This is a genomic window from Colwellia sp. (assembly GCF_013215345.1).
In the GTDB taxonomy this organism is placed as follows: domain Bacteria; phylum Pseudomonadota; class Gammaproteobacteria; order Enterobacterales; family Alteromonadaceae; genus Colwellia.
This window is the reverse complement of record NZ_JABSOV010000004.1, coordinates 14,910-27,033: the sequence shown is the minus strand read 5'-3', so window position 1 is coordinate 27,033 and position 12,124 is coordinate 14,910. Positions and strand designations below refer to the sequence as shown.

The following is a 12,124-nucleotide window of genomic DNA, read 5'->3' as shown; positions in this document are numbered from 1 at the left end:
ATATATAGAGAGTAAAATTATGAAAGCAATGATCATTAAAGAAATTGGTAGCACAGACGTTTTTCAACTTGTTGAAAAAGCAAAACCAGTCGCTAAAGCGGGCCATATGGTAGTAGAAGTAAAAGCTAGCAGTGTAAATCCAATTGATACTATGTTGCGTTCAATTGAATTGCCATGGTCGACAAACTTACCTGAAGTATTACACGGCGATGTTGCGGGTATTGTGGTTGAAGTGGCTGAAGACGTAAGTAACTTCAAAATTGGTGATGAAGTTTACGGCATGGCTGGCGGCATTAATGGTGTTGATGGTGCTTTAGCTGAATTTATGTTGGTTGATGCCCGTTTAATGGCGATGAAGCCTAAAACCCTAAGCATGAAACAAGCGGCGGCTCTACCATTGGTAGCAATCACTGCTTATGAAGCACTAGTACAAAAAATGAATGTTAAAGCCGGAGACCATGTGCTTATTCATGGCGCGACCGGCGGCGTAGGTCATATTGCCATTCAATTAGCAAAAGTGCTTGGTGCTAAGGTAACGGCTACTTATTCTCCTGCTAATGAAGCGCTAGCAAAAACACTGGGTGCAGATAATTTAGTTGATTATAAAACTGAGTCGGTTGCAGACTATGTAAAGGATCACACTGCTGGTGTTGGTTTTGATAAAATATTTGATACGGTTGCCGGTGATAACATTGAAAAATCATTTGAGGCTGCTAAGTATAATGGTCATGTTGCAACGATTTTACCTATTGCCGATCCATTACAAATTGCCCTTAAAAGTTTGTCATTCCACAGTATTTTGATGCTTATTCCATTATGTCATGGCATTAACCAAGAATCACATGGTCGTATTCTTACTGAGATTGCTGAACTTGTTGATGCCGGCAAGATCACGCCTATTATTGATGAAAGAAATTTCTCAATTTGGGAAGTAGCAAAAGCTCACGATTACCTTGCTTCTGGCAAAGCGGTAGGTAAAGTTACCCTTACAGCATAAGCTTGATTTAAATTTATTTAACGAAAAGCTTCTAATTAGCTAATAGTCGCTTTTCTATTTTTATCAATTATATTAATCACCAGATAAAATAATAATGAGAATAAATTTTCAAGAACAAGGCGCTTGATTGACCAATAGCTGGCTATTGGGATTGAGAGCAACGCTGTTATTGGATATTTAGACCATTAAAAATAATTTACTCAGCCAAGAACTCTCGATAGAGCATCAAGAGATGTGCGGCACTCCAGCTAAAGTTTGTTGCGCCTTGTACCGCGCCCGTTTCAGGGTTGTAGTTCTCTCTAATGGCACCATTTTCACTCAAACCTTCAGCATTATTAAATAATTTTTCTGCTAAGGTTTTAGCTTCTTGATGATAGCCATAGTTATCTAGGGCGATTAAACCAAAATATACCTGATCTAACCAAACACGGCCACGCCAGTATATATCTGCATCATAAGCGGGGTTCGTTAAAGCCGCGGTTCCTAGCGGGATAGTAGTATTAAACTCATTACTCTTTAACATGACATTTTTGACTCGCTCGGCTTTATCGACGTCGGCTATATTGGCCCACAATGGACTCCAGCCCTCAGGTCCTCTACCACGTGCCGTTAATAATTTACCGGTACAGCCATTTTTGTCGATTTTATCACTCTTCATATTCGTGGCGGTAAAACTTCGGTCATAGTAAAAGCCGCTATCTTCATCGAAAAAGCACTGGTTAATGCGTTTGGCTAATACTTTAGCTGCTTGTCTATAGTCTGCGGCGAGATTTTTTTGCTGCAGTAGCTCTGCCATATTGGCCAATAATGTTTTTTCATGAGCAAGATAGGTATTCAGCTCTACCGATTCTTGATTGATTGAAAACCCCAGTAAATCACCAGCATCGTTAGTATTTTGGTAGAACATCACTTGCCAATCTTTACGAGCCTTGTGCACGTCGCCTAGGTAGTTTTTCTTGGCATAATCTGATAATTGCTCTGCATTGATAAAGCCGAATCTTGCGGCATTGTCCATACCCGACTCCCAACCCGCGCCATGTTGAGCGCCAATATCAATATCATCATAATCGCTACTGGCGATGATATTTCGGTAAAGGCTGATACCTGAGCAAAGATACCAATTTTCATCTGCGCTTTGGCAGGAACTTAAGTCAATGGCGGGGCTGTTAGGCTTAGCGTTGCTAGGTTTAGCGTTATTAGGGGGAGTTACATAGCGCACTTTAAAGCTGATATCGCCTTGTGCGTTATTATGGTATCTATGTTTAGTTGCACCATACTCAACCAAACCGTTTTGGTTATGATCTCTGTTGCGATACCACCATTGATGATAGCGCTGTAATTTAGGTAACATTTCTTCGATAAAGCTAACATCTTTTGTAGCTTTATATATCTCCCATACCGCCCAACTCGCTAGTGGTGGTTTAGTATTGCGCTCATTCCAATTACCGCCGTCACCGCCACGGGCTTGGTCTTTGTTGTAAAATATGGCGTCAATTACCATGCCTTCATCTTGTGGTCTAAGGGCATCATCTGCTTGAATTTGATAGGCAAACATTGCACGAATATTTTCTTTGGCGATGTCGCTATTAAAGTGCGCCATGGCATAAGCATGTTTCCAGCTATCCCACGCCCATACACCATTAAACCAACGTGCGGTAACCGAAGGAGTAACACCAGCGTGGCTTAATTTACCGGCCGGACTACGCCAATTACCATTAAGGGTTTCAATGGCTTTGATAGCGACTTTATTTTGGGCTTTACTTCGCTTGCCAACGGCCATGGCTTTTTCAAGGTATTGCTGCCAACGTTGTTGTGTCGCTACAATTTTCTCTTGAGGTTTTTCCAAAGCTGTTTTGATAAAAGCTTGCTCAGCATCTGCTTCAGTTTGGTTATGAAAGTAACTTTGTGTACTAAAAATGCTAGTACTGCTATTTTTAGCAATATCGATTGTGCCTGTGCTCTGGTAGCTATGCTGTTTTTGCTTAATGGTGGTTTTAGTCGGTAGTGAACGGCTAATTTGATATTGCGCACTATCACTGGTCATAATATTCCAGGTATTACGCACTTCACTAAAATGAAAACTTATTCCGTTAGCTTTGGCCGTTAAACTTCTCTGCCATTGGGGCAGGGCTTGCTTAACGGTCTTTTTATCATCCCATTGTGACAATAACTGACCTTGCCATGTTAGTGTCAAAGCAAGCTTGTCATTACTGTGGTTGGTGATTTTTGTTTCAATAATAGCTGTTCGGCTACTGATGAAATGTAAGGTTAAATCTAGCGTTAGCTCTTTAAATACAAATTTTTGCTGCAGTTGACCAGGACTTGAAGTACGTTCTATTTTTGCTTTTGAAAAGTCTAAGATTTCTTTTCGGGATAAATCCTTAATAGTTAACAGCTCTAATTTTTCAGCAATAAATAAGCTGTATTCTTCGGCGATAACCATAGGGCCAGTGAAGGCGGCGTAGCTGTTTTCTTGCTCAGGTAATAAAAAACCGTGCCAAGCGCCTAAATCAAATAATGGGTTAAAACGTTGGTTTTGGTATTTATCGTAGTCTTTATGCTGTTTAGGTGTACCAGCTCTGTCGATGACACCACTGGTATTACTTGTCGTTGCTAAGGTAAGGAATGGCAATAACATGAGCGATATTAGTATTAATGCTAACGATGCATTTCTAATTAATGGCATTGAGCTTCTTCTTATTTGAACTTGTTGGTTTACCAAATCCGGCCATAAATTAGGTCGAGTGGTATTAGATAAACGTACTATGAAGTAAGTTCGGTATATTGTATATCGTTTTTATTTGTAATAAGGCAGGGTATTTTTAATAGAAAAGTTAAAATTAAAAATTTAAAGGAAGGTAATGAAAAACAAAAGATAAAAAAACCTGTAAAGCAGGGAAGGCCTTACAGGTTCAACGGATTAATTATTTAAAATCTACTGACTTACTTTGATACGTTCTATCAAAGACTCTGGCATGGCAGATGACTCACTCATGACAAAGTCTAATTGCACTAATAAGTTGGTATGAATAGTATCAGTGGCATTATAGCGCCACTGTTTTAAAGCGGTGACCGCAGATTTATCAAAGATATAAGCGGGCTTGCCATTAATCACTTCGACATGACTTACCGAGCCATCGGCTTCTACATTAAACATCAATACCACTGAGCCTTCTGTTCCCGCTTTAGCTGCGGTAACAGGGTATTTAGGTTCAATCCGAATGGTAGGTGATAGGCCATTGACTACTTTTTGAATGCTACCATTTTTACTTTCATCTTGGTGCAGTTGATGACCCGCATAACTAACGCCAGCCAGTAATGAGCTTGATACTAGGGTAACCAAACTTAGTTTAGCTACTTTAGCGATAGTGCTCTTTGCTGAGAAGGCTTTTGACATCTGTTTTATTTGTTCTATTCGATTAAACATAAAGTGTTGTTCTCCATTTTGCTTAAAACTATTCTTAAAACTAAGTAAGGTAAAAGCGTTAGGTGGTGACGTTTCCGCCGCTAAGACTAGTGCTTTACAGTATTGGATCCTGGATTGAGTATGCTTTCGCGCCAAAACAACTTGGTCACAGGAATGCTCTTGATCTTGACGAAATGCCGCATAAGCACGCCAAGCTAGCGGATTGAACCAAAATAACGCTAAGAGCATAAGCGCTAGCTGATTCGTCCACATATGGTGCTGAGAAAAATGACACATTTCATGACTGATGATCAGCTGTTGCTGCTCAGTGGTATAAAGTGTCTCAAAGTCCTCAGGAATAACTAAAACTTGTTTGAATAAACCGATAAGTATTGGGCTATGAATATGGCTGCTTTGTGCAAGCATTAACTCTGTCATGCCACTTTCGGCTATTTGTTGTTGATGTTTACCGTCAGTTAAGAATGTTAATTTTAACGCTCTGCGATAGTTATATTGGCTAACACTCCAATAACTAATAAGTAGGGTAAAACCTAGCAGCCAAGTACTGCTGAGCCATAAACCTAACAGATTATCTATTGATAATTGCTGGCTAATGCTCTGGCTTGGCGTCACTAAATAACGTTGCATTAAGCTATTATGTGATTCAATAGCGGTTAGCTCACTCATGTTTAGCCAGCTTAAATGTTGCCAAGGTAAAGGCAAAAAATAAAGCACTAAACTCAATGGAATAACCAGCCATAAGTTATAAACAGTATTGGCATCGATACTTTTTCGTAACGGCTGGCGAATAAGCAGCATTAGCGACAATAAAACGGTTAATGGCAGTAATGAATTAACTAACGCGCTAATCATTGTTTTTCTCCCAGTCAGAAATCAATGATTTTAGCGCGCTTATATCGTCTTTATTGAGATCGTTTTGTTTAGCAAAGCCAGCCACTAATGGCGCTAATTTCCCGCTGAACATACGCTCTATTAAGCTTTTACTCTCTTTTAAGGTATAGGCTTCACGTTCTAATAACGGAGAATATAAATAATGACGTTGCTGCTTTTCAAAACTAATCGCCTGTTTTTTTACTAGACGGTTTAGCAATGTTTTTACCGTTTTATCATGCCACTGCTTCTCTTGTTTTTTATCATCAGCACTATTGGCATTCGTACTAGCACTTTCATTAAGTTTGGCAATTATATCGTTAGCGCTAGCAGGGTAGTTTTGCCACAGTGCTTCTAATACTTCAAATTCGGCATTACTGATTTCAGTCATATCACTTCCAGTTTTTTTCTAGGTATTACTCTAGGTATAATTAACTATTACAAATGTAATCTATGAGTTAAGATTACATTTGTAATCTTAACTGTCAATTGTTATTTTTATCTACGCTAGTGATTTAAAATAAGAGGATTAATAAAATGAAGATGATAAGTATTGTCTTGATGTGTTTTTTTATTTTGGCGTGTTCTTCAACAAAGGTGCACCTTTATACACGTTATTTATCAGCGGAAGAAACTGAAGCAGTGACTAAAAATCTAGAGGGATTAGGCTTTGATGTCATAGCTAATACTCTTGTTTTTCCTGATGAGGTTCAGCAATCCACCTTACTTTATTCGCCATTTGTTGAAGGTGAAAATACTTTAAATATCTTAATCGATACACTTGCTAAGATTGGTTGGCTTGTCCCTAATGTACAGCCTATCTTTGCTGGCAATCACTATTACACTAAAAATAGTGTTGGACTGTTGTTACTGCCTGATGGGGGGAGGCAAAGTGATAAAGTGACACGGCAAGATCTGGTCAATGAATATGAAAGCGAAAATTGTCAGGCCTCAATGACACTCAGGCTAAATAGTGATGCTAGTTATCAATTTTTATATTTAAATAAAGCATCCGCTCAATCCCGGAAAAGTGAGCAGCTAACTGGAAGTTGGCAGATCACAAGTTACCCTTATATTGAGTTAACCTCATTAAATAAAATGTGGCGTTTCTATTATGAAATACAAAAAGATATAGAAACGGATGTGGTGGGTAAGATAGAAATTATTGAATTAAAGCCAGTAGATGACCATTATACCCTGCCGAAATGTAGTTTTCTCTATGGGCTAAGAGTTTAATTTTAGTTGTATATTTTTATAGGAAAACGTATAGGCAAAGCAGCGTATTAGCAAAACTAATACGCTGACAGTATTTTATTAAAGATTCGCGACTTAAGGTTACGACTTAAGGCTGCGCATAGCCATTTCTTGCTTCAAGCAAGCGATACCAGTCAGCATGATTATATTCAATCGCTAAGGCTTGTTTAGCGGCGACAATTCGCTCAGGCGTAGTTGAACCAATAATGGGGCAGATATTAGCTGGATGTTTAAGTAACCAAGCTAAAATAAGCTGCCAAGGTGAACAATTATATTGCTCACCTTGTCTTGCTAACTCCGCTGCAATACGCTCTTCATCAGCAGTAGAGAAGGTATTCCCCCAGGCCGGGTAAGCTACACCGCCGAGTGGACACCAAGCTATAGGTGTTATGCCTAACTGCTGACATTGATCTAAGCTACCGTCGGTCAAGCTGCTGATATTATGAATATTTATTTCTATTTGATTAACAAGTAATGGTTCATCTAAAGCTGATTGTAATAAGCTCACTTGTGACGGGCTAAAGTTACTGACGCCAAAATGTTTTACTTTTCCGCTAGCTTTTAACTGCTGAAATGTTTGCGCAACTTCTTCGGTATTAAATAAATAATCAGGGCGGTGCAGCAAAAACATATCTAGGTAATCAACATTTAACCGCTTTAGAGAATTCTCAACACTGGTAGTTAAATAGTCTGTTGAAAAATCATAACGCTGGGGCTCAAAGCGAATGCCAGCTTTGGAGGTGATAATAAGTTGTTCACGTATTGTCGGTGTCTCTTGTTTAAGCTCGGTTAATAACTCGCCAAATAAACTTTCACAGTGACCTCCGCCATAAATATCGGCATGATCAAAATGGTTATAACCCGCTTCAAGTGCCGCTCTAAGTGCCAACTTACCCTTGGCTTTATCTGCAGGGGTATTATCACCGGCAATACGCATACAGCCATAAATAAGGCGTGAGCTGGTTATTGAGGATGAAGTGAAATTGATTTTTTGCATTTTATGCCTTTATTTTATAATTGTGCACAGCGGTTAAAGTGACTGTAAAAACTCATCATGACTGGGTAGTTTCTCCACAGTACGATTGATAAGTGTCTTTAAGTTTGCCATTAAATCGCTTAGTTGTTCGTCAGATAAAGTGTCAACTAGGGGATGGTGATCTTCAGAAATATTACCTTGACCTATCATCACTTGCTGCCAGGCAATTTCAGTAAAAAGATCATCCGGCTGACAAAAGACTTTACCAGTTTTTTTAAATAATTCTATTTTATTAAACAATGATTCAGGTATATCCATGCGCTGACAAGCACGCCAAAACTCACTATCACCTCGGTTGTTAAGTTTGTAATGCAAAATAATAAAATCACGAATACCTTCCAATTCAACTTTAGACTGAGCATTAAATTCATCAACCTCTGCTTGTTTGATACCATTATGAGGAAAGAACTTCATTAATCGTATGGCAGCGGTTTGAATTAAATGAATATTGGTTGATTCAAGGGGCTCAAAGAAGCCACTAGATAAACCAATGGCAATAACATTTTTATGCCATTGTTTGCGACGACGACCTGTTTTAAAAGGGATAATTCTAGGCTCTGCTAGCGGTTTACCGTCAAGGTTATTGAGCAATAATTCTTGCGCTTCTTCGTCGCTCATGTGTTTACTTGAATACACTAAGCCATTGCCGGTTCTGTGTTGCAATGGAATGCGCCATTGCCAGCCTACCTTATGTGCTGTTGAGCGAGTATAAGGCTCAATAGGTGCAACTTTTTCACAAGGCACAGCAACAGCACGATCACAGGGTAACCAGTGTGAGTAATCTTCATAACCGGTACTAAGGGTTTTTTCTATTAATAAAGCAGCAAGTCCGCTGCAGTCGATAAATAAGTCTCCGGCAATACAGGTACCGTTTTCCAGTAATACACTGTCGATAAAGCCCGAGTCCGTATGCTGATTCACTTTTGTGATAGTGCCTTCAATACGCTTAACACCCATGTTTATTGCGTGTTTACCTAAAAACTTAGCGTATAAACCGGCATCAAAATGATAGGCGTGAGCGATACCCGGTAAATTAGTATTGGGAATGTTATTTATCGGGGCAAATTTATGTTGTTTCGCCGCTTGGTAATTGAGTGAAAAATCCCAAAAGCTACTGACATTGATGGTGCTATCGGAATTTTTATTTTGCTGATCCTTTAGCCAAAAATGATGAAAATCACAGAAAGGAAACTTTTTACCTATGTTGCCAAAGGCATGCATATAACTATCACCATCTTGCTGCCAGTTATTAAACTCTATGCCTAGCTTAATAGTGCCCATGGTTGCTTTAACAAAGGATTTTTCATCAATGCCAATGGCACGATTAAAATTAACTATGGGTGGGATAGTAGCTTCGCCAACACCGACAATGCCTATTTTGTCAGATTCAACTAGGGTTATGTTGAGGGTTTTACCTAAGGTTTTTGCCAGTAAAGAAGCTGTCATCCAACCGGCAGTACCACCACCGACAATAACAACATTCTGAACCTTACTTTGTGTATCATTTTGACTATTAGTTTGTTGCATTACACTTTCCTTAATCTGACCATAAACCTTCATTGACGAAATACAAAAGCCCTAGTAACACATGTTCACTAGGGCTTTATTTAAAGGCGTGACTTAAGAAAACCCTTACATTTTGTAGCTAAAACCTAGTAAGTAAGTGCTACCGTAATCTTGGTAATCACGTACTTGTAGTGCATTATCACCTTGTAAAGAAGTGAATGGCTCTTCAGTTAAGTTATAACCTTGTAGGAAGATAGATAGACCTTCTAAGCTTTCAAAACCGCCTTCACCAAAATCATAACCTATTTGTGCATCCCAAATAGTTTCGCCAACAATATCAACTTGCACGGTATCGAAGCCTAAGCCGTAAACATCACCTTTAAAGGCACCACGTTTACGCATGCTAGCACGAGCTGAGAAACCATTTTTATCATAATAAAAGGTTGCACTGGTAATACTGTCTGATAAACCTGGTAATTGATAGTCATCACCATTTTGATCTTTCATGTCTGATTCAATGCCAGTGTAACTAGCAATAAGTCCAAAACCATCAAGGTGCTCTGACATTACATTAAACGGTATAGTTGCTGAAAGTTCATAACCCCAAAGTGTGCCGCCACCGCCGTTAACTTTACCGGTACCTGTACCTGTGCTTGTTGGTGGTAATTCACCTGTTGATGGGTCGGCAACACCGGTCATATCAACTTCATAGCTACCATCAAAAATCCAGTTTTTCAAATCTTTATGGAAAAGTGCTACCGCGAAATAACCTTCATCACTGAAGTAATTTTCATAAGATAAATCAAGTCCAATGGCTTCTTTTGGTTCAAGTGATGGGTTACCACCATTTACACTCCAGTGGTTGCCATTTTCATCTGGTGTTTGGTTGTATGTGGCATTATATGAAGCATTCATTTCATCTAAACGCGCACGAGAAATGGTTTTAGCTGCGCCAAAACGTAAAGTCTGACTATCATCAAGCTGTAATGATAAGTTTAAGCTAGGCAAGAAATTACCATAATCATGGCTAACATCGGTCGGTTCAGTAACGACTAAGCCATCAACTGTGTTAAAGGCATTACCTTGTGAAGACTGATCGGTATAAACATAACGTACACCAAAGTTACCGGTAAGTGGTAAACCGGCAATATCAGTAACAAGCTCAGCTTGAACAAACGCCGACATTACTTTTTCATTAACCATCCAAGATTTAGTGGCATGAGTTGGGTTAGTTAGACTTTCTTGTAGTAGATCATAGTAACCATCGTTGATCAAACCCATGGTATCGTAGGCTATCATGTCGCCCATACCAATAAAATCTAAGTTAGCTGAGCCTAAACGATACTCTTCAGGTACCGATTGCATGCCTGGGTTATCAGGGTAGCTAAAGCTGCTTAAGGTCATAAAGTAACCTTCAGACTTTTTAGTTTTTTCACGTTCACGATAAGCAACACCGTAAGTAATATCTGAGATAAAGCTTAAATCAACTTCCTGACTCGCAGCAAACTTCAACGACATTAACTCATCATCAATGCTCGGGGTGTTAATAAAACCATCTTGTAATTGGTTTTCATAGTCAGTACCCGTAACGCCATATTTATCATTAAGTGCGCCACTCCAGCCCCAGCTTAACGGACCGCCTAATTGAATTAGAGTGTAATCACTATAATCCAGACCATGGCTAAAGGTAGCGCCAGTATTGCCAGAATCGAAAGTGTAACCTAAGTCATCAGCAGCGCCTCGGCTATCGCCACGGCCAGTACCTGAGTAACTTTCAACACTGTATACATCACGTTCTACTTTAGAGTAACTAACATCAAAGTCTAAGGTCCAGTTATCACTTGCGACCCATGAAGTATTTAAACCAAATGACATTAACTGAGCATCACGTTCTTCGTAATCATTACGTACTACTACGCGTTGTCCTTGAGTTATTGCACTGGTGACAAAGCCAGTTGCCGGATCAATTACTGCGGTATCAGCAGAAATATTGCCTTGACCCCAAGCAAAAGGAATCTCAATGCCGCGTAAAATTTTAGTATCTAAAAAATCAACGTAAAGCGCATCAAAGGTCATTTTTAAGTCGTTAGTTGGCGCAGCTTCAATAACTAACATAACTGAATCACGTTCTAAGGTAGAAGAGCGAACATATGGCTTAGCACCACCTAAAATAGACCCTTTTGAACCATCGTCGTACTCAAATTCTGGGTAGCCCCAGGCATTCCAACGTTTCTCTTGGTTTGGTGATGTCATGGTGGTGTAAGCAAAAGCAACACCTAAAGTATCATCAGCAAACTGGTCCATATAGAAGAAGGTACCTTTTAAGCCTGCATCATCGCCATCAGGGTTTAGCTTATCAAAGCTGGTTTTTTCATAAACACCGTTAAATTGAATAACGCGACCATCTTGATTAAGTGGTTTAATTGTTTGTAAATCAATAACACCGGCAATACCTTCACCTTCAAGACTAGCACTTGGTGTTTTATAAACGGTAACGCCGCTCATAATTTCAGAAGGGTATAAGTCAAATTCAACGCCACGGTTATCACCGATAGACACTTGCTCACGACCATTTAAGGTAGTGCCACTTTCATTTTCACCAAAACCTCGAATACTTACCTTACTAGCACGGCCGTCAATACGTTGTGCCGCAAGACCAGGTAAGCGAGCAATGGACTCAGCAATTGAAGAGTCAGGTAGTTTACCAATATCTTCAGCAGAAATTGCTTCAACAACGTTTGATGAATAACGTTTTAAGTTGATTGATTCAACCAGGCTTTTACGAAAGCCGGTAACTTGAATTACTTCTACGTCTTCTTCTGCGATTTTTTCAGCCGATTTAGCTTCTTCTGCAGCAAAACTTGCAGTGCTTAATGCCATTAAGCCACTTGAAAGTAGCGCTAAAGTCAATTTGCTTGGTTTAAAATGTAGCATTGAATATTCTCCCCTAGCCATCCATGATTAATTTTATTAGCTAACTTCCATTTAGCCTAATAATTATATATTGATGTTTTATGTTGTCGTTATGATGTCA

8 protein-coding genes are annotated in these 12,124 nt (G+C 39.3%); 2 read left to right on the top strand and 6 right to left on the bottom strand.

Translation table 11 applies throughout. From position 1 onward, the window contains the following. Positions 1–19 precede the first annotated feature (19 nt). Positions 20–997, top strand: coding sequence for a zinc-dependent alcohol dehydrogenase family protein (locus HRT50_RS00930; RefSeq protein ID WP_291610389.1), 978 nt, complete (start codon positions 20–22; stop codon positions 995–997). A 196-nt stretch (positions 998–1,193) separates the two neighbouring features. Here HRT50_RS00930 and ygjK read toward each other — a convergent pair whose 3' ends face one another. From ygjK to HRT50_RS00915, 3 genes are all read right to left on the bottom strand, one after another. Continuing rightward, a complete protein-coding gene (gene ygjK / locus HRT50_RS00925; RefSeq protein WP_291610386.1) occupies positions 1,194–3,683 on the bottom strand; it encodes an alpha-glucosidase in 2,490 nt (829 codons plus the stop codon). Positions 3,684–3,932: 249 nt separating this feature from the next. After that, positions 3,933–5,276 carry a M56 family metallopeptidase gene (locus HRT50_RS00920; RefSeq protein WP_291610384.1) on the bottom strand — a complete coding sequence of 448 codons (1,344 nt, stop codon included), beginning with the start codon at positions 5,274–5,276 and terminating at the stop codon, positions 3,933–3,935. Next, positions 5,269–5,685 carry a BlaI/MecI/CopY family transcriptional regulator gene (locus HRT50_RS00915; protein ID WP_291610382.1) on the bottom strand — a complete coding sequence of 139 codons (417 nt, stop codon included), beginning with the start codon at positions 5,683–5,685 and terminating at the stop codon, positions 5,269–5,271. The genes HRT50_RS00920 and HRT50_RS00915 overlap by 8 nt, the downstream gene beginning before the upstream one ends. 146 nt (positions 5,686–5,831) lie before the next feature. Here HRT50_RS00915 and HRT50_RS00910 point away from each other — a divergent pair, with 146 nt between their 5' ends. After that, on the top strand, positions 5,832–6,530 hold the full coding sequence (locus HRT50_RS00910) for a hypothetical protein (RefSeq protein WP_291610380.1): 699 nt from the start codon (positions 5,832–5,834) through the stop codon (positions 6,528–6,530). 106 nt (positions 6,531–6,636) lie between these two features. Here HRT50_RS00910 and HRT50_RS00905 read toward each other — a convergent pair whose 3' ends face one another. The 3 genes from HRT50_RS00905 to HRT50_RS00895 form a co-directional block, all read right to left on the bottom strand. Then, positions 6,637–7,545: an aldo/keto reductase family oxidoreductase gene (locus tag HRT50_RS00905; RefSeq protein WP_291610378.1), complete on the bottom strand. Its 909-nt coding sequence runs from the start codon at positions 7,543–7,545 to the stop codon at positions 6,637–6,639. Positions 7,546–7,578: 33 nt separating this feature from the next. Then, positions 7,579–9,111, bottom strand: a complete 1,533-nt coding sequence (locus HRT50_RS00900) for a tryptophan halogenase family protein (RefSeq protein WP_291610376.1) — start codon at positions 9,109–9,111, stop codon at positions 7,579–7,581. Between the two features lie 105 nt (positions 9,112–9,216). Continuing rightward, positions 9,217–12,024: a TonB-dependent receptor gene (locus HRT50_RS00895; protein ID WP_291610375.1), complete on the bottom strand. Its 2,808-nt coding sequence runs from the start codon at positions 12,022–12,024 to the stop codon at positions 9,217–9,219. Positions 12,025–12,124 lie beyond the last annotated feature (100 nt).